20 protein-coding genes are annotated in these 21,987 nt (G+C 72.1%); 7 read left to right on the top strand and 13 right to left on the bottom strand.

The window, feature by feature from the left end; translation table 11 throughout:
* Positions 1-37: 37 nt before the first annotated feature.
* The 6 genes from KZC56_RS16580 to KZC56_RS16555 are packed head-to-tail and all read right to left on the bottom strand — an operon-like array spanning position 38 to position 5,531.
* Positions 38-1,195 (bottom strand): mannitol-1-phosphate 5-dehydrogenase, encoded by a 1,158-nt coding sequence (locus KZC56_RS16580; RefSeq protein ID WP_136035780.1) that lies wholly within the window; start codon positions 1,193-1,195, stop codon positions 38-40.
* Positions 1,192-1,626, bottom strand: a complete 435-nt coding sequence (locus KZC56_RS16575; RefSeq protein ID WP_136030348.1) for a PTS mannitol transporter subunit IIA — start codon at positions 1,624-1,626, stop codon at positions 1,192-1,194. Before KZC56_RS16575 ends, KZC56_RS16580 begins: the two co-directional genes overlap by 4 nt.
* The gene (locus KZC56_RS16570; protein WP_136030346.1) at positions 1,623-3,257 is read right to left on the bottom strand and encodes a PTS mannitol transporter subunit IIBC; all 1,635 of its coding nucleotides are present in this window, start codon (positions 3,255-3,257) and stop codon (positions 1,623-1,625) included. The genes KZC56_RS16575 and KZC56_RS16570 overlap by 4 nt, the downstream gene beginning before the upstream one ends.
* On the bottom strand, positions 3,254-4,939 hold the full coding sequence (ptsP, locus tag KZC56_RS16565) for a phosphoenolpyruvate--protein phosphotransferase (RefSeq protein ID WP_247639043.1): 1,686 nt from the start codon (positions 4,937-4,939) through the stop codon (positions 3,254-3,256). Before ptsP ends, KZC56_RS16570 begins: the two co-directional genes overlap by 4 nt.
* Positions 4,936-5,217, bottom strand: coding sequence for an HPr family phosphocarrier protein (locus tag KZC56_RS16560; RefSeq protein ID WP_136030342.1), 282 nt, complete (start codon positions 5,215-5,217; stop codon positions 4,936-4,938). The genes ptsP and KZC56_RS16560 overlap by 4 nt, the downstream gene beginning before the upstream one ends.
* Positions 5,214-5,531, bottom strand: a complete 318-nt coding sequence (locus KZC56_RS16555) for a PTS sugar transporter subunit IIB (protein ID WP_247639042.1) — start codon at positions 5,529-5,531, stop codon at positions 5,214-5,216. Before KZC56_RS16555 ends, KZC56_RS16560 begins: the two co-directional genes overlap by 4 nt.
* Before the next feature lie 166 nt (positions 5,532-5,697).
* Here KZC56_RS16555 and KZC56_RS16550 point away from each other — a divergent pair, with 166 nt between their 5' ends.
* Entirely contained in the window at positions 5,698-7,620 is a 1,923-nt protein-coding gene (locus KZC56_RS16550) for a BglG family transcription antiterminator (RefSeq protein ID WP_206253138.1), read from the top strand.
* A gap of 2 nt (positions 7,621-7,622) precedes the next feature.
* Here the strand turns inward: KZC56_RS16550 and KZC56_RS16545 are convergent, their stop codons facing one another.
* Genes KZC56_RS16545 through KZC56_RS16535 form a run of 3 tightly spaced genes read right to left on the bottom strand, consistent with a single transcriptional unit; the run spans position 7,623 to position 10,389 of the window.
* Positions 7,623-7,886 (bottom strand): HPr family phosphocarrier protein, encoded by a 264-nt coding sequence (locus KZC56_RS16545; RefSeq protein ID WP_136030335.1) that lies wholly within the window; start codon positions 7,884-7,886, stop codon positions 7,623-7,625.
* A gap of 2 nt (positions 7,887-7,888) precedes the next feature.
* On the bottom strand, positions 7,889-9,559 hold the full coding sequence (locus KZC56_RS16540) for a phospho-sugar mutase (protein WP_136030333.1): 1,671 nt from the start codon (positions 9,557-9,559) through the stop codon (positions 7,889-7,891).
* On the bottom strand, positions 9,556-10,389 hold the full coding sequence (locus KZC56_RS16535) for a purine-nucleoside phosphorylase (RefSeq protein WP_136045840.1): 834 nt from the start codon (positions 10,387-10,389) through the stop codon (positions 9,556-9,558). Before KZC56_RS16535 ends, KZC56_RS16540 begins: the two co-directional genes overlap by 4 nt.
* Positions 10,390-10,437: 48 nt before the next feature.
* On the opposite strand from KZC56_RS16535, the gene KZC56_RS16530 reads away from it, so the two are divergent.
* On the top strand, positions 10,438-11,886 hold the full coding sequence (locus KZC56_RS16530; RefSeq protein WP_136030329.1) for an NAD(P)H-quinone dehydrogenase: 1,449 nt from the start codon (positions 10,438-10,440) through the stop codon (positions 11,884-11,886).
* A gap of 73 nt (positions 11,887-11,959) precedes the next feature.
* On the opposite strand, the gene KZC56_RS16525 is transcribed toward KZC56_RS16530, so the two are convergent.
* Positions 11,960-13,726, bottom strand: a complete 1,767-nt coding sequence (locus KZC56_RS16525; RefSeq protein ID WP_136030327.1) for an acetyl/propionyl/methylcrotonyl-CoA carboxylase subunit alpha — start codon at positions 13,724-13,726, stop codon at positions 11,960-11,962.
* A 78-nt stretch (positions 13,727-13,804) separates the two neighbouring features.
* Positions 13,805-14,440 carry a Maf family protein gene (locus KZC56_RS16520; RefSeq protein WP_247639112.1) on the bottom strand — a complete coding sequence of 212 codons (636 nt, stop codon included), beginning with the start codon at positions 14,438-14,440 and terminating at the stop codon, positions 13,805-13,807.
* A 23-nt stretch (positions 14,441-14,463) separates the two neighbouring features.
* On the opposite strand from KZC56_RS16520, the gene KZC56_RS16515 reads away from it, so the two are divergent.
* The 5 genes from KZC56_RS16515 (at position 14,464) to KZC56_RS16495 (ending at position 20,093) form a co-directional block, all read left to right on the top strand.
* Complete coding sequence (locus KZC56_RS16515) at positions 14,464-15,702, top strand: class I SAM-dependent RNA methyltransferase (RefSeq protein ID WP_247639041.1); 1,239 nt, start codon at positions 14,464-14,466, stop codon at positions 15,700-15,702.
* Positions 15,703-15,743: 41 nt separating this feature from the next.
* Positions 15,744-16,403 carry a response regulator transcription factor gene (locus KZC56_RS16510; protein ID WP_136030323.1) on the top strand — a complete coding sequence of 220 codons (660 nt, stop codon included), beginning with the start codon at positions 15,744-15,746 and terminating at the stop codon, positions 16,401-16,403.
* Positions 16,393-17,628 (top strand): sensor histidine kinase, encoded by a 1,236-nt coding sequence (locus KZC56_RS16505; protein ID WP_247639040.1) that lies wholly within the window; start codon positions 16,393-16,395, stop codon positions 17,626-17,628. Before KZC56_RS16510 ends, KZC56_RS16505 begins: the two co-directional genes overlap by 11 nt.
* Complete coding sequence (locus KZC56_RS16500) at positions 17,613-18,644, top strand: DUF962 domain-containing protein (RefSeq protein WP_247639039.1); 1,032 nt, start codon at positions 17,613-17,615, stop codon at positions 18,642-18,644. The genes KZC56_RS16505 and KZC56_RS16500 overlap by 16 nt, the downstream gene beginning before the upstream one ends.
* A 216-nt stretch (positions 18,645-18,860) precedes the next feature.
* On the top strand, positions 18,861-20,093 hold the full coding sequence (locus KZC56_RS16495; protein ID WP_247639038.1) for an ROK family transcriptional regulator: 1,233 nt from the start codon (positions 18,861-18,863) through the stop codon (positions 20,091-20,093).
* A gap of 21 nt (positions 20,094-20,114) precedes the next feature.
* On the opposite strand, the gene KZC56_RS16490 is transcribed toward KZC56_RS16495, so the two are convergent.
* Together KZC56_RS16490 and KZC56_RS16485 are read right to left on the bottom strand one after the other, a co-directional pair.
* Positions 20,115-20,363: an acyl-CoA carboxylase subunit epsilon gene (locus KZC56_RS16490; RefSeq protein ID WP_206253146.1), complete on the bottom strand. Its 249-nt coding sequence runs from the start codon at positions 20,361-20,363 to the stop codon at positions 20,115-20,117.
* Positions 20,360-21,949, bottom strand: coding sequence for an acyl-CoA carboxylase subunit beta (locus tag KZC56_RS16485; RefSeq protein ID WP_206253148.1), 1,590 nt, complete (start codon positions 21,947-21,949; stop codon positions 20,360-20,362). The genes KZC56_RS16490 and KZC56_RS16485 overlap by 4 nt, the downstream gene beginning before the upstream one ends.
* Positions 21,950-21,987 lie beyond the last annotated feature (38 nt).

The following is a 21,987-nucleotide window of genomic DNA, read 5'->3' as shown; positions in this document are numbered from 1 at the left end:
GCGCGGGGGCGCGTCGTGGACGGTCGCCGCGGCGGGATCAGGTGTCGCGCAGGACGGCCTGCCGGGCGGCGACGGCCTCGCGCACCGCGTCGTACAGCGGGTGTTCGGGGTCGAGTCCGGTGGCGCGGGTCGTGAACGCTCCGGCGTCCTCGCTGCGCAGGAGCGCCTGGAGCTCGACGGACTGCTCATCCGCGGGGTCGTCGAACTCGAGAGCGGCGGCGACGGCGGCCACCAGGGCCCCGGTCGGCAGCCCGCGCTCCGCGGCCATCGCGGCGGGGCCGATGAAACGCTCGTGGCGGGAGATCTTACGCAGCGGCTGCCGCCCAACGCGCTGCACCGTGTCGACCAGTTCCGGGTTGCGGAACCGGTCGAGGATCGTGGCGCGGTACGCGGCGAGCTCGGCCGGATCGAGACCGTGCACCGCCGCGAGCACGGCCGATGTCTCCTGCAGTGCCGCGGACACCCGGGCGGCGATGTCGGGGTCGGCCAGCGCGTCCGAGATGCGCTCGATGCCCGCGCGAGCGCCGAAGTACGCGGTCGCGGCGTGTCCCGTGTTCACCGTGAACAGCTTGCGCTCGATGTACGGCGCGAGGTCCGCGACGAAGTGCGCCCCCGGGATGTGCGGCGGCGCGTCCCCGAACGGCCCCGACTCGATGGCCCACTCCACGTACGGCTCCACCGTGACGTCGACGCCCGCGCCCTCGGGCTGCGCGGGCACGATGCGGTCCACCGCGGTGTTCGCGAACACCGCGCGCGACAGCAGGGCCTCGGCGTCTGCCCCGGCGGCCGCGGCGACCTCGGCGCGCAGCTGGTCGGTGGCGCCGATCGCGTTCTCGCACGCCATGACCTGCAGCGGCGCGGCCGAGGGGGAGCGGAGCGCGAGCCCCGCGACGATCGACGGCGCCACGAAGCGCAGCACCGTCGGTCCCACGGCCGTGGTGACGACGTCCGCGGTCGCCACCTCCTCCGCGACGGCATCGGGGTCCGTGCGGCTGTTCACCGCGCGGAACCCGGTGACGACGTGATCGGTCCCCCCGGGGCCGGCCTCGTGCACGGTGTACTCGTCGACCGCGTTGATGGCGTCGACGAGAGCCCCGGCGACATCCGAGAACACGACCTCGTACCCGCCCTCGTGCAGCAGCAGGCCGACGAATCCGCGCCCGATGTTGCCGGCCCCGAAGTGGACCGCCTTCATGCCTCGTTCACCTCCGACAGGAGCGTGTAGAGCTCCTCCGGGGTCTGCGCCGCGGCGAGCTTCGCGACGTCGTCCTCGTCCGAGAAAAGGATCGCGATGCGCGACAGGATCTCCAGGTGCTCGTCACCGACACCGGCGATGCCGATCACGAAGGTCGCCTGCTCGCCGTCCCAGTCGACGCCGCCGTCGTAGCGCACGACCGAGAGGGCCGAGGCGAGGATGGCGTCCTTCGCGTCGTTGGTGCCGTGCGGGATCGCGAGCCCGTTGCCCATGTAGGTCGACACGGTCTGCTCGCGCTGCCGCATCGCGTCGACGTAGGCGGGGGTGACCGCTCCGGCGGCGACGAGGATGTCCGTCGCCTCCTGGAGGGCGTCGTCCCGCGTCGCACCCGACGGGTGGATCCGGATCTGCTCGAGGGTGAGCACGCTCATTCTTCGTCCTTTCGCTGTTCCCTGACCATCTCGACGACCTCTTCGTACTTCGGCGAGTTCATGAAGTTGTCGACGGAGACGTGGATGGAGTTCGGCGACTTCGTCTGCGCCCGCTCCGTGAGCTGCTGCTGCGTGATCACCAGGTCAGCCGTGCCGTCGAGGTTGGCGATCGCGGCGTTGGTCACGGTGACGCCCTCGATCCCGGCCTTCTTGATCTTGTTGCGGAGCACGCTGGCGCCCATCGCCGAGGAGCCCATGCCGGCGTCGCACGCGAACACGATCGTGGAGATCGGCCGGTCGGCGACCGCGGTCGCGGGCGCCTCGGTCGCGGCGGTGGCTGTCGCAGCGCCCGACGAGGTGCGCAGCGCGTCCATCGCGGCGGACGACTTGCCCTTGTTCGCCTCGGTCTGCGCGATCGCCGCACCGAACGTGTCGCCCTCCGCCGCGAGGTCGCGCTTGCGCGAGGCCCGCAGGATCACGGCGGTGAGCAGGAACGTGACGGCGGCAGCGAGGATGACGGACAGGTAGACCACGAGCAGGTTCGCGACGCCGGGGCCGATCGCCGCGGCGGTCACCGCGATGATGCTGCCGGGCGCCGCCGGGAAGGCCAGGCCTCCGCCGAGGAGCATGTTCGTGGTGACACCGGTCGCTCCACCCGCGATCAGGGCGAGGATCGTCGCCGGCTTGCTCAGCGCGTACGGGAAGTAGATCTCGTGGATGCCGCCGAAGAACTGGATGATCGCGGCACCGGGCGCGGACGCCCGCGCGGCACCGACCCCGAAGAAGCTGAACGCCAGCAGCAGGCCGATGCCCGGACCGGGGTTCGCCTCGATGAGGAACAGGATCGACTTGCCGGTCTCGGTCGCCTGCTCGATGCCGAGCGGGGTGAACACGCCGTGGTTGATGGCGTTGTTGAGGAACAGCACCTTCGCGGGCTCGACGATGATCGACACCAGCGGCAGCAGGTTCAGTCCCACGAGCCAGTCGACGGCGGCGCCCAGCGCGGTGCTGATGCCGAGCATGACCGGTCCGAACGCGAAGAAGCCGACGATCGCGAGGATCATGCCGAGGATGCCCGCCGAGAAGTTGTTCACGAGCATCTCGAACCCGGGGCGGATCTTGCCGTCCCACAGGCGATCCATCTGCTTCGTGAGCCATGCGGCGATCGGTCCCATGATCATGGCGCCGAGGAACATCGGGATGTTCGTGCCGACGATCACGCCGACCGTGGCGATCGTGGCCACGACGCCACCGCGCTCGCCGTAGACCAGGCGGCCCGCGGTGTTGGCGATCAGCAGCGGCAGCAGGTAGGTGACCATCGGGCCGACCAGCCCGACGTACGCCAGGATGTTGCCGCCGTCACCCTCGGCCACCGCGGTCATGGCACCCTGCCAGCCGATCACGGCCGAGTCGCCGCCGCCGCCGATGATCTCGGCGACCCCGGCCCAGTGCCAGCCGAAGGGGCTGTCCGCGCCGAAGAAGCCGGCGGGGATGAAGAGCATCGTGATGAAGCCCCAGGCGATGAAGGCCGCGATGTTCGGCATGATCATGCCCGAGAGGAAGGTGCCGAAGCGCTGGACACCCAGGCGGAGGCCGCCGGGTCTCGTGGCGGCAGGTGACGTCGTCGTCATGATGTCGTCTCTTTCTGGTGAGGGGGGAGTGCCGCGGCGAGGGTCGCCACGGCGGTTCGGGCGGAGGAGGCGTCGTCGGCGTCCAGCGCGGCTTCCGCCAGGCTGAGCGCGTCGGATGCGGTGCGTTCGGAGAGGGCGCGGCGCACGTCGGCCAACGCGGACGGCGCCATCGAGAGACTGGTCGCCCCGAGACCCACGAGCACGACGGCGAGGAGGGGGTCGGCCGCGGCCTCCCCGCAGATGCCCACGGGCTTGCCGAGACGGGCGCCGGCCGCGCCGACCTCGCGCACCAGGCGGAGCACCGCGGGGTGCCACGGGTCCTGGAACGACGCGACCGAGCCGAGCAGGCGGTCGGCCGCCATCGTGTACTGCGTGAGGTCGTTGGTGCCGATCGAGGCGAAGTCCGCGTGGGCGAGCACCCGGTCGGCCAGCAGGGCGCTGGACGGGACCTCGACCATGACCCCGGCGGTCTTCAGCCCGTACTCGCGTGCGAGTCCCGTGAAGTACACGGTCTCCTCGACCGTCGCGACCATGGGCGCCATGACCCACAGGTCGGCGTCGGTCTCGGCGTCGGCTTCCGCGAGCGCCGTGAGCTGCTCGCGCAGGATGTCCTCGCTCGCCCGCAGCGCCCGGAGGCCGCGGAGCCCCAGGGCCGGGTTCTCCTCGTGCGCGTCGTTGAGGAAGGCCAGGGGCTTGTCGGCGCCCGCGTCGAGCATGCGCACCACGACCTTCCGGCCGGGGAACGCCGCCAGGAGCTCGCGGTACGACTCGCGCTGCTGCGCCACCGTCGGGGCCTGGGAGGCAGAGAGGAACAGGAACTCGGTGCGGAACAGCCCGACGCCCTCGGCCCCCCGAGCGACCGCATCGGCGGCGTCCGCGGGCTTCCCCAGGTTCGCCAGCAGCGCGATGGGCGTGCCGTCGGCGAGGGCGCCGGGAGTGGCTGGTGCATCGACGGCCGAGCGTCGGGCCGCGGCGCGCTCGGCGGCACGGGCCAGGGCCTCGGTGCTGGGCTCGCGGGTCACGACCCCGGCAGCGGCGTCGACGATCACGGTCTCGCCCGTGGTGAGGGCGGTGCCCTCGGACGCCCCGACGATCGCGACGATGCCCTTCTCGCGGGCGAGGATCGCGGTGTGCGACGTGGGGCCGCCGTCCGTGGTGATCAGCGCGAGCACCTGGTCGAGGTCGAGCAGCGCGGTGTCCGCCGGGGCGAGGTCGCGCGCGACCAGCACGAACGGGTGCCCGGGGTTCGGCACGCCGGGGGCGTCGACCCCGCGCAGGCGGGCGAGCACGCGCTGGGCGATGTCGTCGAGGTCGGCGGCGCGCTCCCCGAGGTAGCCGCCCACGGCCTCCAGCGTCGCGCGGAACCCGGCGAACGCGTCGTGCACGGCCCACTCCGCGGTGGCGCCGCCGTCGATGCGGGCATCCACCTCGTCCTGCAGCGTCGGGTCCTCGGCGATCATGGCCTGCGCCTCGAGCACCTCCTGCGCCGCTCCTCCGGCGGCCTCGCCGCGCGCGGTCAGCTCGCGCGCCACCGTGGCGACGGCCTCGCGGGCTCGCGCGCGCTCGGCATCGGCGCCCGCGGTGCTGGGCGAGTCGTCCGGCGCCGGCAGCGCCTCGGTCATCCGGACGACCGGTCCCTGGGCGACGCCGAGGCCGATTCCCACCCCGCGCAGCTCGCTCATCCGGCCGCGTCCTGATCGTGATCGGTGGTCAGCAGCTCGGTGAGCGTGTCCAGCACGTCCTCCGCGCCGTCGCCCTCGGCCGTGAGCGTGACGTAGTCGCCGTGCTCGACCGCGAGCGCGATGACGCCGAGGATGCTGGCGGCGTTGACCGGCTTGCCGGAGTCCTTCGCGATGGTCACGGCGAGACCGGAATCCTTGGCCGCCTGCGCGAAGATCTTCGCGGGGCGGGCGTGCAGGCCGTGCGAGGAGCCGATCCGGACGGTGCGAGTGGCGGTCATGGTGTTCCTTTCGGTGTCTCGCCGGCGTCGGCGAGGATCGAGCGGGCGAGCCGGAGGGTGCGGCTGCCGTCGCGGTCGGCGAAGACGTCGTCGGGCAGCAGCGCCACCGGGCCGTCGGCGACGCGGCGGATGTCGGCGAGCCGGTCGCCGAGGTGCGGGCCGATGAGCACGAGGTCGTGGCGCCCTGCGGCGACGGAGCTCTCCGTTCCGGCCGCCGCATCCCAGGCCAGGCCGACGGACTCCGCCGCCCTGCGCAACCGCTGCGCGACGAACGTGCTCGACGCGCCAGCGCCGCACACCACGAGGATCCTCATCGATGCCGCCTTTCCTGAGAACAGTCTGAGAACGCGGAGCGGGGTCGCGCCAACACGTTCCTTTCCGCCCCTGCGGAACCTCGGTTTCCGCGCGCCCCGCCCGTCGGGCTGACATCATGGAGACACGTCGAGACAGTGCGGTCAGCACGCCAGAGCAGGGGGAGTCATGTCGCGCCAGCGCCAGGATCAGCTCCTCGCGCTGCTGCTGCGGCAGGAGGGCTGGGCGACCGCCGGGAGCCTGGCCGACCTCCTCGGCGTGACCCCGCGGAGCATCCGGTCGTACGTCGCCGCCCTCAACGCCCGCACGCCCGGCGCGGCCGTGGTGGAGTCGGGACCCGCCGGCTATCGCGCGGGGTCGGGCGCCCGGGGCGCGCAACGGGTGCGCCAGGGCCGCGAGGCCACGCCCCGCGACCGGTTGCACGCGCTCGTGCGCATGCTGCTCGACGCGCCGGAGGGCGTCGACGTGTTCGACGCCGCCGACGAGCTGCACGTGAGCGAGGCCACCCTGGAGGCCGACCTCGTGCGCGTGCGCGGTCTGCTCGACGGCACCGACCTCACCCTCGACCGCTCGCGCGAGATCGTGCGGCTACGTGGCGACGAGGCGGCCCAGCGGCGGCTGCTCAGCCGGCTCGCGCACGACGAGATGGACGACGCGTCCTTCCACCCGGAGGTGTTCCGCCGCGCGCTGTCCGGCACGGCGGTCGATCCGCGGGCGGTCGCGCCCTTCAAGTCGGCCCTGGTGGGGGAGCTCGGACAGCTCGGCTACTACGTCAACGAGCTCGCGATCGCCGACGTGCTGCTGCACATCGCGATCGCCGCGGAGCGGGTGGCCGCCGGGCGGTCACTCGACACGCCGCCGACCGGGGCCAGGCCCGAGATCCCTCGCGTGGGCGCGGTGATCGCGCGTCTCGCCGCCGAGCACTTCGGCGTGATGCTCGGCGAGGGCGACAGCGCCCACCTCGCGTCCCTCGTGCTCACACGCATCGTGGCGCCGGGCGGCGACGAGACCCGCGAGGTCGCGCGCAGCGGAGTGGCGCCGGAGGTCGACGCGGCCGTGCGGGCCGAGATCGCCAGGGCCGCGGACGACTTCCAGGTCGACCTGGTCGACGAGACGTTCGTGCTGCGGCTCGCGCTGCACGTGCAGAACCTGCGGCGACGGGCGGAGGAGAGCGCCCTCACGCGCAACCCGCTCACGCGGTCGCTCAAGACCACGTATCCGATGATCTTCGAGGTGGCGGTGTCGATCGCGAGCGGGCTGCACGACCGCCTCGGCACCCCCGTCCACGACGACGAGATCGCCTACATCGCGATGCACGTCGGCGGGCGTCTCGAGCGCAGCCGCAAGGCCGAGTCGATCCTCACGGCGACGATCGTGTGCCCCGGCTATTACGAGCTGCACGAGCTGCTGCGATCGAGCGTCGACCGCTCCCTCGGCTCCGCGATCGAGGTCACCAGCGTCGTCACGAACGTCGACCCCGACTGGGCGTCGTTCGACACTGACCTGGTGCTCAGCACGATCGAGCCCGGCTCACCCGGTGAGCGGTTCGTGCGCATCCAGCCGTTCCTCACCGACGCCGACGTCGACCGCGTGCAGCAGGCTGCGGCCCGCGTCCGCCGCGGCCGGCGTCTCACGCGGCTGCGGGCCGAGCTGGCGCGCTACTTCCTGCCCGACGCCTACGTCTTCCCGCTGCCCGATGCGGGGGAGGAGGAGATCATCCGGCTCCTCGGCGCGCGGCTGGTGGCGGCCGGACTGATCGGCGACGACTACGTGGAGAACACGATCGTGCGCGAACGCCTGTCGTCAACGGCGTTCACCGACGCGCTCGCCGTGCCGCACGCGCTGCAGATGACGGCCACCCGCACCGCGATCGCGATCGGGGTCGCCGAGGGGTCCGCGGCCTGGGGCGACGCCCGCGTGCAGGTCGTCGCGCTCGCCGCGTTCAGCGAGGGCGACCGCGCGGCCTTCCAGACCGTGTTCGAGCAGCTCGTCGAGGTGTTCAGCGAGCGCGACAGCGTGCAGCGCATCGTGCGGCGCGGCACCACGTTCGAGGCGTTCCTCGACGAGCTGGTGGCGGTGATCGACGGCTGAGCTCAGCCCCGCGGTGCGAGCACGTCGGCGAGCCGGTCCAGCAGCGTCTCCGCGGCGGGGGATGCCGCCGTCTCCAGCACGACGGCATCGCCCGGCACGATCGCGAGGTCCATGACCGCCAGCACGCTGCTCAGGTCGACGGTCGTCCCGTCGGCGGTGCGCAGCGTCACCGGGCGGTCGTGCGCCTGCACGAGCCGGACGATCTCGGCGACCGGGCGCGCGTGCACGCCGTTGTGCGCGCTCACGACGACGGTCCGCTCGGGCATGGTCAGGAGCGCTCGTCCAGCAGGGCGCGCACTCCGGCCTCGAGCTCGGCGACGGCCGCAGCCGCTCCCTCCGCCGAGTCGCCCCGCGCATCGATGTACACCTTGAGCTTCGGCTCCGTGCCGCTCGGGCGGACGATGACGCGCGAGCCGTCGCTCAGCCGGTACCGGAGCACGTCGCCCGACGGCTGACCGTCCGCGGCGTTCAGCAGGTCCTCCGCCGAGGCGATGGAGCGCCCGCCGATCTGCGTGGGCGGCAGGGTCCGCAGCGCCAGCATGACGGTGCCGATGAGGGCCAGATCGGCCACGCGCACCGACACCTGGGCGCTCGCGAAGTGCCCGTAGGTGTCGCCGAGCTCGCGGAGCAGGTCCGCGATGGTCGCGCCGCGCCCGCGCGCCTCCGCGGCGAGCCCGAGCAGCGCCACGGCGGCGGAGATGCCGTCCTTGTCCCGCACGGTCTCGGGGTTCACGAGGTAGCCGAGCGCCTCCTCGAAACCGAACACGATGCCCGGGGCCCGCGAGATCCACTTGAAGCCGGTGAGCGTCTCGTGGAAGTCGAGGCCGTGGTGCGCGGCGACCGCGCCGAGACCGGGGGAGGAGACCAGCGAGCAGGCCAGCGAGGCTCCGGGCGTGCCGGCGGCCGCACGGGCGGCGCGGGCGCCGAGCAGCAGGCCCACCTCGTTGCCGGTGAGCCGGCGCCAGCCCTCCGGCGCGGTGTCGTCGGGAATCGCCACGGCGAGCCGGTCGGCGTCCGGGTCGTTCGCGAGGATGAGGTCGGCGCGCGTCCGCCGGGCCTTCGCGAACGCGAGGTCCATGGCACCCGGCTCTTCCGGGTTGGGGAACGACACCGTGCGGAAGGTGGCGTCGGGGCGCAGCTGCTCGTCGACCACGAGCGGCTGCGGGTAGCCCGCGGCCTTCACGATGCGCGACACCGTCTCCCAGCCCACGCCGTGCATGGCCGTGTACACCCACCGCAGCCCGGCCGCGTCGTCCGGAGCCGGGGCCACGGCGGCGGTCGCGGCGATATAGGCCTCGACCACGTCTTCGCCCGCCGTCTCGTACTCCGTGGAGCGCGGCAGCGACCGCACGTCTCCGGCGTCTGCGACCCGCTGGATGTGCGCGGCGATCTCGGCGTCCGCGGGAGCCACGATCTGCGAGCCCTGGTCGGCGCCGCCGAGGTACACCTTGTAGCCGTTGTCGTTCGGCGGGTTGTGGCTCGCCGTCACCATCACGCCGGCGGCGGCGTCGAGGTGGCGTACGGCGAAGGCCAGCACCGGGGTCGGCAGCAGGCGCGGCAGCAGGATCGCGCGCAGTCCCGCCCCGGCGAAGAGCTCGGCAGAGTCCTGCGCGAACACCCGGGAGTTGCGTCGGCCGTCGTAGCCGATCACGACGGTGGGCGTGCCGCCCCCCGCGCGCTCGCGGAGGTAAGCGGCGAACCCGGCCGCGGCCTGGGCGACGAGCACCCTGTTCATCCGGTTGCTCCCGGCGCCGAGCTCACCGCGCAGTCCGGCCGTGCCGAACGCGAGCCGACGGCCGAAGCGGTCGTCCAGGTCGGCGACGGCCGCGGCGTCTCCCGCGGCGGCCCTGGTCACGACGCCGGCGAGTTCGTCCCTGGTCTGCGGGTCGGGGTCCTGCCGCAGCCAGGCGCGGGCCTGCGCGAGCCGCTCCTCGCTCACAGGGCCTCGACCACCCTCGCCAGCAGTGCGGAGATCACCGGCTCCGCCTCCCGCCCGGCCTCGATCACCTCGGCATGGCTGAGCGGCGTCTGCTGGATGCCGGCGGCGAGGTTCGTGATGAGCGAGAACCCGAGGATCTCCATGCCCGCCTCGCGCGCCGCGATGGCCTCCAGCGCGGTGGACATGCCGACGATGTGCCCGCCGATCGCCTTCGCCATCTGCACCTCGGCCGGGGTCTCGTAGTGCGGACCGCGGAACTGCGTGTAGACGCCCTCGTCCAGGCCGGGGTCGATGCTCCGAGCGACGTCGCGCAGACGCTTCGCGTACAGGTCGGTGAGGTCGATGAACGTCGCCCCCTCGAGCGGCGAGTCGGCGGTCAGGTTGATGTGGTCGCTGATCAGCACCGGCTGGCCGGGCTTCCAGGTCTCGCGGATGCCGCCGGCACCGTTGGTGAGCACCATGATCTTCGCCCCCGTCGCAGCGGCCGTTCGCACGCTGTGCACCACGCGACGCACGCCGTGGTTCTCGTAGTAGTGGGTGCGCGCGCCGATCACCAGCACGTTCTTCCCGCCGGGGGTGCGGATGCTGCGCAGCGTCCCGACGTGTCCCTCGAGGGCGGGCTTGGAGAATCCGGTGACCTCGGTCGCGGGGATCGTGGCGACCGTCTCGCCGATGAGGTCGGCGGCCTTGCCCCAGCCGCTGCCGAGCGTGAGGGCGATGTCGTGCTTCTCGACGCCGGTGAGGCGCGCGATGTCGGAGGCGGCCGCGGCGGCCACCTCGAACGGGTTCGCGGAGGGGTCGTCGAGGGGGTTGCTGTGCGTTTCAGGCATGGATCCACTCTAGGAAGGTGCAGGCTCGGGGGCCAGGATTGGGGAAGAATGGAAAGCATGTCTTCCACCACTTTCGAGCGCACTCAGCGCGTCGCCGTGCTCGGCGGCGGACCCGGCGGTTACGAGGCGGCCCTCGCGGCCGCCCAGCTCGGCGCCGAGGTCACCCTGGTCGAGCGCGTGGGGGTGGGCGGCTCGGCCGTGCTCACCGATGTGGTGCCGTCGAAGAGCCTCATCGCCACCGCCGACGCCGCGGTGGCGATCTCCGAGGCGAGCGACCTCGGCGTGAACTTCTACGCGAAGGGCGAGAACGGCAAGCCGCTCAAGCCCGAGATCGCGATCAACCTCGCCGCGGTCAACAAGCGGCTGGTCGCGCTGGCCGGGCAGCAGTCCGAGGACATGCGCACGACCCTTCTCGACGCGGGCGTGCGCATCCTCTCCGGCCACGGTCGACTGGAGGGTCCGAACGCGATCGTCGTCTCGACGGGGGAGCGCGGCACCGACTTCGACCGCGTCGAGGCGGACACCATCGTGGTCGCTGTCGGCGCGTCGCCGCGCGAGCTCGACTCCGCCAAGCCCGACGGCAGGCGCATCCTCACGTGGACGCAGCTGTACGACATGAAGGCGCTTCCCGAGCACCTCATCGTGGTCGGCTCCGGGGTCACCGGTGCCGAGTTCGCCTCCGCCTACATGAACCTCGGCGCGAAGGTCACCCTCGTCTCCAGCCGCGAGCAGGTGCTCCCCGGCGAGGACCAGGACGCCGCCCGGGTGCTCGAGAAGGTGTTCAAGCGCGGCGGCATGCAGGTGCTGTCGAAGTCCCGCGCCGAGAAGGTGGAGGTCACGGGCGACGGCGTGACGGTGACGCTGTCCGACGGCCGCACGGTCGAGGGCAGCCATTGCCTCATGGCGGTCGGCTCGATCCCGAACACCGCGGGCATCGGTCTGGAGGAAGCGGGCGTCGAGCTCGACGACTCCGGCCACGTGCGCGTGAACCGGGTGGCCCGCACGTCGGTGCCGAACGTGTACGCGGTGGGCGACTGCACGAACTTCTTCCCCCTGGCCTCGGTGGCCTCGATGCAGGGCCGCACGGCGGTGTTCCATGCCCTCGGCGACATCGTGATCCCGCTCGAGCTCATCAAGATCACGTCGAACATCTTCACCGCCCCGGAGATCGCCACGGTCGGCTACGGGGTGAAGGACGTGGAGGACGGCCTGGCCGACGGAATGGTCTACAAGCTGCCCCTCGCCGCCAACCCGCGCGCGAAGATGATGGGCATCAAGGACGGGTTCGTCAAGCTCATCGCCCGCAAGGGCTCCGGCACGGTGATCGGCGGCGTGATCGTCGCGCCGAAGGCGTCCGAGCTGATCTACCCGATCGCGATCGCCGTCGAACGGCGCCTCACGGTCGACCAGGTCTCGCGCGTGTTCGCGGCGTACCCGTCGCTGTCCAGCAGCATCACCGATGCGAGCCGGGCCATGCACCTGGTGAACATCTCCTGAGTCCCGCTCCTCCGGGCACACAGGAAAGGGCACCCCGCTGCGGCGGGGTGCCCTTTCCTGTGTGTTCCGGGTGTCAGCTGATGGTGAGGAGCTGGTGCCCGGCGGACACCGTGGCCCCGGCGTCGGCGTTGATGTTGCCCACCACGCCGTCCTTGTGCGCCTGCAGCGGCTGCTCCATCTTCATGGCCTCGAGCACGACGACCAGGTCGCCCTTGACGACCTGCTGGCCGTCCTCGACCGCGACCTTCACGACCGTGGCCTGCATGGGCGACTTGACGGCGTCGCCGGAGGCGCCGGCGTTCGCGGTGGTGGTGTGGCTGCGGCGCGACGGCGGCACGACAGCGGGCCGTCCGGACGAGCCGGCGGAGACCGCGACGCGGTCGGGGAGGCTCACCTCGAGGCGCTTGCCCCCGACCTCGACGACCACCGTGTGCCGTGCACCTGCGGCGGCGGGGGACTCCAGTTCGCCGTCCCACGCGGGGATGTCGTTGTCGAACTCGGTCTCGATCCAGCGCGTGTAGACGCCGAAGTCGCCGTCCTCCGCCGTGAAGGCGGCGTCGCGCACCACCTTGCGGTGGAACGGGATGACGGTGGGGAGACCCGCGACCTCGAACTCGTCCAGGGCGCGGCGCGAGCGCTCGAGCGCCTCGGCACGGTCCTTGCCGGTGACGATGATCTTCGCGAGCAGGGAGTCGAAGGCGCCAGAGACGGAGTCACCAGCGGTCACGCCGGAGTCGAGGCGGATCCCGGGGCCGCCGAACGTCTTGAACACGTGGATCGGGCCCGGCTGGGGGAGGAAGCCGCGACCCGGGTCCTCGCCGTTGATGCGGAACTCGATCGAGTGGCCCTGCGGCTGGGGGTCGTCGTAGTCGATGGTGCCGCCCGCGGCGATGCGGAACTGCTCGCGCACGAGGTCGATGCCCGTGACCTCCTCCGACACGGGGTGCTCGACCTGGAGGCGCGTGTTGACCTCGAGGAACGAGACCGTGCCGTCGGCGCCGATCAGGAACTCGCACGTTCCCGCGCCCACGTAGCCGACCTCCTTGAGGATGGCCTTCGACGCGGTGTAGAGCTGCTCGTTCTGCTCCGGGGTGAGGAACGGGGCCGGAGCCTCCTCGACGAGCTTCTGGTGACGGCGCTGCAGCGAGCAGTCGCGCGTGGAGATGACGACGACGTTGCCCGCGGCGTCGGCCAGGCACTGGGTCTCGACGTGGCGCGGCTTGTCGAGGTACTTCTCGACGAAGCACTCGCCGCGACCGAAGGCCGCGACCGCCTCGCGCGTGGCCGACTCGAACAGTTCGGCGACCTCGTCGAGCTCACGGGCGACCTTGAGCCCGCGTCCGCCACCGCCGTACGCGGCCTTGATGGCGATGGGCAGGCCGTACTCCTTCGCGAACGCCACGACCTCGTCGGCGCCGGCGACGGGGCCGGGGGTGCCGGGGGCGAGCGGGGCGCCGACCTTCTCGGCGACGTGACGCGCGGTGACCTTGTCGCCGAGGGCCTCGATGGCCTCGGGCGACGGGCCGATCCAGGTGATGCCCGCGTCGATCACGGCGCGTGCGAACTCGGCGTTCTCGGCGAGGAAGCCGTAGCCGGGGTGCACGGCGTCGGCACCGGCGCGGCGGGCGACGGAGAGGATCTTGTCGATCTGGAGGTAGGTCTCGGCGCTGGTCGAGCCGCTCAGCGCGTAGGCCTCGTCGGCGAGACGCACGTGCAGCGCGTCACGGTCCTGGTCGGCGTAGACGGCGACCGAGGCGATCCCGGAGTCGCGTGCGGCACGGATGATGCGGACGGCGATCTCGCCGCGGTTGGCGATGAGCACCTTGGCGATTGCAGGCATGCTTGCCAGCCTAGCGAGTAGCCCCCCGATCCCTTTGACGACTCTCGACAAGAAACGATCGAAAACGTGGAGGGGAGTCTACGACCACAGGTCGGTCCAGCGGACCCCGAGCTCACCCGCCAGGCGGCGCACGGTCGACAGGGACATGCCGACCACGGTGGACGGGTCGCCCTCCACACGGGTGATGAAGGCACCGCCCAGGCTGTCGACCGTGAAGGCACCGGCCACGAGCAGGGGCTCACCCGACGCGACATAGGCGGCGATCTCCGCGTCGTCCAGGTCGTCGGCGAAGGTCACGGCGGCCTCGGCGACGGCGGTCGCCTCCACCGGGGTCGCGCCGGGGGAGACCCGGAAGACGGAGTGCCCGGAGTGCAGCACCCCGGTGGCGCCGCGCATCTTCTGCCAGCGGCGCGTCGCCTCCTCGGGGGTATACGGCTTCCCGTACACGCGTCCGGCGAGCTCGAACATCGAGTCGCCGCCGATCACCAGGCCGTCGAAGTCGCCGTCGGCGCTCAGCCGCTCGGCGACGGCCGCCGCCTTGGCCCTGGCGAGCAGCAGCACCAGGTCGGCCGGTGCGAGCGGGCCCACGCGCTCCTCGGCCGCGGCGGCGAGGGCGTCCTCGTCGACATCCGGCGCGAGGGTGAGTGGCTCGATGCCGGCCTGGCGCAGCAGCATGAGCCGGGCGGGAGACGTGGAGGCGAGGCAGACGCGCATGTGCACCACCGTATCCTCGAAGGATGACTTCCTCCGCAGCCGACGTGCTCGAACTCGACATCACCGGCATCGCTCACGGAGGGACCTTCGTCGCCCGTCACGAGGGTCGTGTGGTGTTCGTCTCCGACGCGCTCCCCGGAGAGCGCGTGCGGGCGCGGCTGCTCACCCCCGCGGGTGCTGCGGACGCGGACACGCGCAGCTTCTGGCGCGCCGATACGGTCGAGGTGGTCGAGGCCTCCCCGCACCGGCGCCCGCACCTGTGGCCGGAGGCCGACGTGTCGCGCGACCCCGCCGACCGTCCGGGCGGCGCCGACCTGGGCCACATCGAGCTCGGGCAGCAGCGTGTCCTGAAGCGCCAGGTGCTGAGCGAGGCGTTCGACCGCTTCGCCGGCGCCGGGCTGGAGGCGCCGGAGATCGAGGCCGTGGAGTCCGGAGACGGCGCGCGCTGGCGCACCAGGGTGACCCTGCACGTGGACGACCGCGGTGTCGTCGGCCCGTTCGCGGCGCGCAGCCACCGCGTGGTGCCGGTCGGCTCGTACCCGCTTGCGCGGCCGGCGGTCGAGGCCGCCGCTCTCGCGCTCGACGGCGGTGAGCCGGGCCGCATCGAGCTCGTCGAGCCGGCCGACGGCGAGGTCCGGGTGCTGCGTCACCCCGAGTCCGAGCGGCGGGCTCCGCGCCGAGGCCGCCGACCCGCGCCCGAGGTCGTGCACGAGCGCGTGGGCGACCGTGTGTTCCAGGTCGACGCCGGCGGCTTCTGGCAGGTGCATCCGCGCGCGGCCTCGGTGCTCGACGCCGCCGTCTACGGGCTGCTCGACGGGCGCGTGGACCCGGGTGCGACGCACTACGACCTGTACGGCGGGGTAGGACTGTTCGCCCGCACGCTGGCGGATCTGGGCGGCACCGACATCGTCACCGTCGAGTCGAGCAGGCGGGCGACCGAGCACGCCAAGGTCAATCTCGCTCCGGTCGAGGTGTCGGCGGTGACCGCCAGGGTCGACCGTTTCCTCTCCGGCGCGTCGAGCCGCGGTCGTACGGGCGCCGTGGTGCTCGACCCGCCGCGCGCCGGTGCGGGTCGCGCGGTCGTCGAGGGTGTGCACGCGCTCGCCCCGGAGGCGGTCGTGTACGTGGCGTGCGACCCGGTGGCGCTCGCCCGCGACCTCGGCACGTTCCGCGAGCTCGGGTGGCGGGTGGGGACGCTGCGCGGCTTCGACCTGTTCCCGCACTCGCATCACTTCGAGGTCGTCGCGCTCCTCACCCGCTGACGGCGCGGCGACCCGCGAGCGGGACTCAGTAGGCTGTGGGCATGAGCACCGTCGCCCTCATCGACGACCACGAGTCCGTCCGCCTCGGTCTCGAGGCCGCGTTCGCCCGCGACGGGCAGACCGTGGTGTTCTCCGGCAGCACGGTGGGGTCGTATCTGACGTGGCGGTCCAGCGCGGTCGTGCCGCCCGCCGACGTGGTGGTGCTCGACCTCACCCTCGGTGACGGGACGACCGTCACCGAGAACGTCACCTCGCTCGTGGCAGACGGGGCGAGCGTGGTCATCCACAGCGTCGCCGACCGGCCGGCCGCGGTGCGGGAGGCGCTCGCGGCGGGTGCCGCCGGCGTGGTCAGCAAGTCCTCGGCCCTCGACGACGTGCTCGACGCGATCCGCACGGTCGCCCAGGGCGAGGCGTTGAACAATGTCGAGTGGGCGAGCGCGGTGGATGGCGACCGGGCCTTCGCGGATGCCCAGCTCTCCACACGAGAGCGCGAGGTCCTGCGGCTGTATGCCACGGGGCTGCCGCTGAAGGCGGTCGCCGAGCGGCTCGGCGTCGCCTACTCCACCGCGAAGGAGAACATCACCCGCATCCGGGTCAAGTACGTCGAGGTCGGGCGGCCCGCCCCCACCAAGGTCGACCTGTTGCGACGGGCGATGGAGGACGGCATCGTGGCCGCCGACGGGGCGCCGAGTGCCCACTGAGCCGCTCAGCGTCCGCGACGCCTGGAGCAAGATCCCGTCTCCCGGCAGCGTGGAGAGCGGTTTCGAGCGCTTCACGTCGAAGCGGATGGAGCGGATCCTCGCGATCGTGGTGGCGCTGGGCTCGGCGGTGCTCGGCGTGCAGGCGCTCATCGCCGCGATCGCGACCCTGTCCAGGGCCGATGTGCCGCACATGCTCCTGCTCGTGGTCGTCTTCGTCCCGCTCATCGTCATGCTCGTGGCGTGCCTGGTCGGCCGCGGGGTACGCGTCGCCGCGGGGATCTTCGCGGTGGTCTACGTGGTCGCGCTCGCCGCGTGGCCCGTCGTCGTCGATCCCGCCGACAAGGTCGCCGGCGCGCAGCCCTGGATCTTCTTCCTGGTGAACGTCGGGGTGGTCGCCGCGATGCTGGCCTTCCCGCTGCGGCTGCAGTTCGCGTGGGCGGTGGGCGTGCCGTTCGTGTACGGCTACGTCCGGCTGGTGCAGGGCGGGTTCTCGCGCGAGTTCTGGGTCACGACCGCGTTCGACGTGTCGTTCACGCTGATCCTGGGCGTGGTCATCGTGTCGCTCGGCTGGATGTTCCGGTCGGTGGCGGGGGGCGTCGACGAGGCGAGGGGCACGGCGGTGGCGTCCTACGCCACTGCGGCCGCCGCGGCCGCCGCGGAGGAGGAGCGGGTGGCGATGTCGGCGCTCATGCACGACAGCGTGCTCGCCGCGCTGATCGCCGCGGAGCGTGCGGACGGGGAGAGGGCACAGGAGCTCGCGGTCGCGATGGCCAGGGAGGCGCTGACGCGGCTGGCCAACACGGAGGCCGCGGTGGCGGAGGAGGGCAGCGACGAACCGGTCGGCACCGCACAGATCGTCGTCGAGCTGCGCCGGGCGCTGTCGGAGCTCGGCGCGGACGCCATCGTCGAGGAGCGCGGAGGCATCGGCCTCATCCCCGGACGTGCCGCCAGAGCACTGGTGCTCGCGGCGCGGCAGGCGATCGGCAACGCGGTGACGCACGCGCACGGACGTGGACTGCACATCGTCGCGGAAGGCCACGGCGACGAGGGGATCGCGGTCACGATCTCCGACCACGGCCCCGGCTTCGACGTCGACGCGATCGGCCCCGACCGGCTGGGCATCCGCGCATCGATCCTCGCGCGCATGGCCGGTGTCGCCGGCACCGCGCAGATCGTGTCGGATGAGGACGGCACGACGGTCACGCTCGGATGGGAGCGCTCGTGAACCGGACGGTGCGCAGTGTCGCGACGTCGCTGGCCGTGGGCTTCGCGCTGTACTTCGTCGCGCGCGGTGTCTGGTGGATCGAGCAGCCGACGGCACCGCTGCTCATGGTGCTCGGTATCGGACTGTTCCTCGCGGTGGTCACCGTCGCGATCCTCGGCCATCCCGCGACCGTGCGGATGCCGCTGTGGACGTCGCTGCTCGCGCTGGCGGCGACCGCGGTGATCCCGATCCTGGTCACCGTGTCCCTCGACCCCGCCGACCGTACGGCACCGTTCGCCACGTGGTACATCGGCGGCCTCGGGTTGCTGGCCGTCGTGTGCGTCGTCCGGCGGCGACCCGTCATCGGGTGGTCGGCCCTGGCGATCCTGGTCGCCACGGCGTCTGCGGCGCTCAGCGTCGGCGTCGCTCTGAACCTGGGCGTGGTCGGCTCGATCATGTGGGTGGTGGTCGCGCAGCTCCTGGTGATGTTCTGGGACAGGGCGGTCAGGGACACGGAGCGGCTCTCCGAGATCCAGCAGGCGGTGTCGGCCTGGCACGCCACGCAGCGCGTGCGGCAGCGGGAGCGGCGACTGCGCACGCAGTTCGCCCTCGCCGTCGCCGGGCCCGTGCTGAGTCGGGTCGTCGCCACGCGCGGTGCGCTGGACGAGGACGAGCGGCTGGAGGCGCGACTGGCGGAGGGGCGGCTGCGCGACGAGCTGCGCGGGGCGGACCTGCTGAACGACGACGTCCGCGATGCGATCGAGGCCGCCCGGCGACGCGGTGCATCGGTGACGGTGTTCGACGAGGGCGGGCTGGACGGCATCGGAGAGGACCGACGGATCGAGATCCGGGACGAGCTGGCGCAGGTGCTGCGCTCGGCGGGGACCGGCCGCATCATCATCCGCTCCGCCAAAGACCCCCTGGTGGCGGTCACCGTGGTGGGTCGTGCCGGACGGCGTGCAGCGGACGACGACTCGGTCGACCTGTGGCACGAGATCGTGCGCGAGGCGGGCAGCGAGCCCGCACGGCGGTCGTGAGGAGAGTGGGCGAGGGGCGGCGATATCGCCTGCCCCTCGCCGTGCGGACAGTTACCCGAAAACCGTCCGCTGGTGGCCGATCAGCGTCTGTCTACCCTGGGACAGAGAGACCAGCCGAACGCGAAGCGTCCCCTTCAGTCTGCGGGGTCGTCAACACCTTGTCTGTAGGTATTTTGGGGGACACGCGCAGCGACGCGTGAGGAGGATCATCGAACGATGGGTACACGGCGGGGAACCAACCTTCCGCGGATGGGCGACTTCAACCAGTCGGTCATCCTCGAGGCGGTCCGGCATGCGGTCGATGGGCTGAGCCGTATCGAGCTGGCGCAGGTCACCGGGCTCTCGGCCCAGACCGTGACGAACATCACGCGCCGGCTGCTCGACGAGGGGCTCATCCGGGAAGCCGGTCGGACCATCAGCGGACCGGGCAAGCCGCGGGTCATGCTGCGGCTGGTGGAGGAGAGCAGGTTCGCGGTCGGCGTGCACCTCGATCCGGCGGTGACGACCTTCGTGCTGCTCGACCTCGCCGGGGAGGTCGTGCGGCGGTCGAGCATCGCGACCCCCGCTGAGGCCCCGTCGTTGATCCTGGCCGATCTCGCGGCGCAGATCGAGGAGCTCGTCGAGGGGTCGGGAGTGCCGCGCGAGCGGATCGCGGGGGTGGGCGTGGCTGCTCCGGGACCGCTCGACGCTACCCGGGGCACGGTCATCGATCCTCCCAAGCTGCCCGGCTGGCACCGGGTGGCACTGCAGGACGATCTGGCGGCCGCGATCGCCTTGCCGGTCGTGCTGGAGAAGGACACCACGGCAGCGGCTGTCGGCGAGCTGTGGACGCGGCGCGGGCCGTCCGACGACTCGTTCGTGTTCCTCTATCTCGGTACCGGCCTCGGCGCCGCCGTGGTGCGAGACGGCGAGGCGGTGCGTGGCAGCACCCGCAACCTCGGGGAGATCGGGCACATCGTGGTCGATCCGGAGGGGCCGAGGTGTGCGTGCGGCTCGCGGGGCTGCGTCGACGTGGTGTGCACCCCCGAGGCGATCGTGGAACGGGCGGAGCAGCTCGGGGTTCTCGCCGGAGGTCGGCGCCCCGGGGACAGGGCCGCACTCGACGCGAGCCTCACCGAACTGTGTGTCAGGGCCGCGGCCGGGGAGGCGTCGGCGGGGGCTGTCGTGCAGCGTGCCGCCGAACACCTGGCGACGCTGACGCTCGTGCTCACGGACCTGCTCGACGTGGACCGGGTGGTGTTCGGCGGTCCGTTCTGGAGACGCCTCGCCGACCTGTCGCTGCCGGAGGTCGCCGCGCGGCTCGCGCGGTCCAGCGCGACGCGAGCCGTCCGAGCGCTCCCGGTGCAGAGCACGGTGGTGGGCGACGACGTCGGTGCGGTCGGCGCGGCGTGCGTCGTTCTCGATTCCATGCTCACGCCGCGCACGTCCGACCTGCTGCTGGGCCGGTGAACGTGCCTCCGGCCGAGCCCGTCAGCCTCGGCCGGAGAAGCGGCCCCAGGGGATGTCGCGGCGCAGGGGACGCCGGAGCGGGCGCTGCGTGCGTTCCCACGCGGAGACGCGCGGCTCGTCGACCGTCGCCTCCGCCTGTTCGGTGGCGTAGGCGTCTCCGATCACGGCGATGAGGGCGGCGAGCTCCTCCTCCGTCGCCGTGCCCCGGGTGATCTCGAGCATCGGAGGGGCCGCTGCCGTGCCCTCCGCCGCAGCGTCCTGCGCCGTCACAGCGGGATGTTCCCGTGCTTCTTGGGCGGCAGCTCGGCCCTCTTGCCGCGCAGAGCGCGCAGGGCCTTCGCCACGGATACCCGGGTGTTGGCCGGCTCGATGATGCCGTCGAGCTCCCCCCGCTCTGCGGCGAGGAAGGGGGATGCGACGTTGTACGTGTACTCGTTCGCGAGTCGCGTCCGGACCGCCGCGACGTCCTCCCCGGCCTCCTCGGCCTTCTTGATCTCCCCGCGGTACAGGATGTTGACGGCGCCCTGGCCGCCCATGACGGCGATCTCGGCGGTCGGCCAGGCCAGGTTCACGTCGGCACCGAGCTGCTTAGATCCCATGACGATGTAGGCGCCGCCGTACGCCTTGCGCAGGATGACCGTGACGAGCGGGACCGTCGCCTCCGCGTACGCGTACAGCAGCTTGGCGCCGCGGCGGATCACGCCGGTCCACTCCTGGTCGGTGCCGGGAAGGTAGCCGGGCACGTCCACGAGCGTCACGATCGGGATGGAGAACGCGTCGCAGAACCGCACGAAGCGACTGGCCTTCTCGCCCGCCTCGATGTTGAGGGTCCCCGCCATCTGCGAGGGCTGGTTGGCGATGATGCCGACGGAACGTCCCTCGATGCGGCCGAAGCCGATCACGATGTTCGGCGCGAAGAGCGGCTGCACCTCGAGGAAGTCGCCGTCGTCGACGACGTGCTCGATGACGGTGTGGATGTCGTACGGCTGGTTGGGGGAGTCGGGGACGATCGTGTTGAGCGTGCGGTCGGCGTCGGTGGTCTCGAACTCGAACGCGCTCTCGTACGAGGGGAGCTCCGCCATGTTGTTGTCGGGCAGGAAGCCGAGGAGCGTGCGCGCGTAGTCGATCGCATCGTCCTCGTCCTCCGCGAGGTAGTGCGCCACGCCCGAACGCGTGTTGTGCGTGTAGGCGCCGCCCAGTTCCTCCATGCCGACGTCCTCGCCGGTCACGGTCTTGATCACGTCGGGACCAGTCACGAACATCTGGCTGGTCTTGTCGACCATGATGACGAAGTCGGTGAGCGCGGGGGAGTACACGGCGCCGCCCGCGGCCGGGCCCATGATGATGGAGATCTGGGGGATCACGCCGGACGCGCGGGTGTTCAGGCGGAAGATCTCGCCGTACTTCCCGAGCGCGACCACGCCCTCCTGGATGCGCGCGCCACCCGAGTCGAGGATGCCGATGCACGGCATGCCTCCGGCGAGGGCGAACTCCATGATCTTGACGATCTTCTCGCCCGCGACCTCGCCCAGCGAGCCGCCGAACGTCGAGAAGTCCTGGGAGTAGACCGCGACGGTGCGCCCGTGGATGGTGCCGACGCCCGTGACCACGGAGTCGCCGTAGGGGCGCGAGCGGTCCATGCCGAAGGCGGTCGTGCGGTGGCGCACGTACTCGTCGAACTCGACGAAGCTCCCGGGGTCGACGAGGAGTTCGATGCGCTCGCGGGCGGTCATCTTGCCCTTCGCGTGCTGCTTCTCCTTCGCCTTCGCCTCGGCGTCGACGACGGCCTCGGTGTAGCGGGCGCGGAGATCCGCGATCTTGCCGGCGGTGGTAAAGAGGTCGGGCTTGTCCGTCACGGATTCCACCCTAGCGTCGCCGTCGTCGCGTCCGTTGG

This window comes from Microbacterium sufflavum (assembly GCF_023091155.1).
Taxonomy (GTDB): Bacteria; Actinomycetota; Actinomycetes; order Actinomycetales; family Microbacteriaceae; genus Microbacterium; species Microbacterium sufflavum.
This window is presented reverse-complemented; position numbering and strand designations above follow the sequence as displayed.

Bases quoted from the DNA above. Each gene is read 5' to 3' on its own strand.
- KZC56_RS16510 (WP_136030323.1), top strand. From the start codon at position 15,744: ATGAGCACCGTCGCCCTCATCGACGACCACGAGTCCGTCCGCCTCGGT.
- KZC56_RS16550 (WP_206253138.1), top strand. From the start codon at position 5,698: ATGTCGCGCCAGCGCCAGGATCAGCTCCTCGCGCTGCTGCTGCGGCAG.
- KZC56_RS16560 (WP_136030342.1), bottom strand. From the start codon at position 5,217: ATGACCGCCACTCGCACCGTCCGGATCGGCTCCTCGCACGGCCTGCAC.
- KZC56_RS16515 (WP_247639041.1), top strand. From the start codon at position 14,464: ATGACTTCCTCCGCAGCCGACGTGCTCGAACTCGACATCACCGGCATC.
- ptsP (WP_247639043.1), bottom strand. From the start codon at position 4,939: ATGAGCGAGCTGCGCGGGGTGGGAATCGGCCTCGGCGTCGCCCAGGGA.
- KZC56_RS16495 (WP_247639038.1), top strand. From the start codon at position 18,861: ATGGGTACACGGCGGGGAACCAACCTTCCGCGGATGGGCGACTTCAAC.
- KZC56_RS16545 (WP_136030335.1), bottom strand. From the start codon at position 7,886: ATGCCCGAGCGGACCGTCGTCGTGAGCGCGCACAACGGCGTGCACGCG.
- KZC56_RS16580 (WP_136035780.1), bottom strand. From the start codon at position 1,195: ATGAAGGCGGTCCACTTCGGGGCCGGCAACATCGGGCGCGGATTCGTC.
- KZC56_RS16555 (WP_247639042.1), bottom strand. From the start codon at position 5,531: ATGAGGATCCTCGTGGTGTGCGGCGCTGGCGCGTCGAGCACGTTCGTC.
- KZC56_RS16530 (WP_136030329.1), top strand. From the start codon at position 10,438: ATGGAAAGCATGTCTTCCACCACTTTCGAGCGCACTCAGCGCGTCGCC.
- KZC56_RS16520 (WP_247639112.1), bottom strand. From the start codon at position 14,440: ATGCGCGTCTGCCTCGCCTCCACGTCTCCCGCCCGGCTCATGCTGCTG.
- KZC56_RS16535 (WP_136045840.1), bottom strand. From the start codon at position 10,389: ATGCCTGAAACGCACAGCAACCCCCTCGACGACCCCTCCGCGAACCCG.
- KZC56_RS16570 (WP_136030346.1), bottom strand. From the start codon at position 3,257: ATGACGACGACGTCACCTGCCGCCACGAGACCCGGCGGCCTCCGCCTG.
- KZC56_RS16500 (WP_247639039.1), top strand. From the start codon at position 17,613: ATGGGAGCGCTCGTGAACCGGACGGTGCGCAGTGTCGCGACGTCGCTG.
- KZC56_RS16575 (WP_136030348.1), bottom strand. From the start codon at position 1,626: ATGAGCGTGCTCACCCTCGAGCAGATCCGGATCCACCCGTCGGGTGCG.
- KZC56_RS16525 (WP_136030327.1), bottom strand. From the start codon at position 13,726: ATGCCTGCAATCGCCAAGGTGCTCATCGCCAACCGCGGCGAGATCGCC.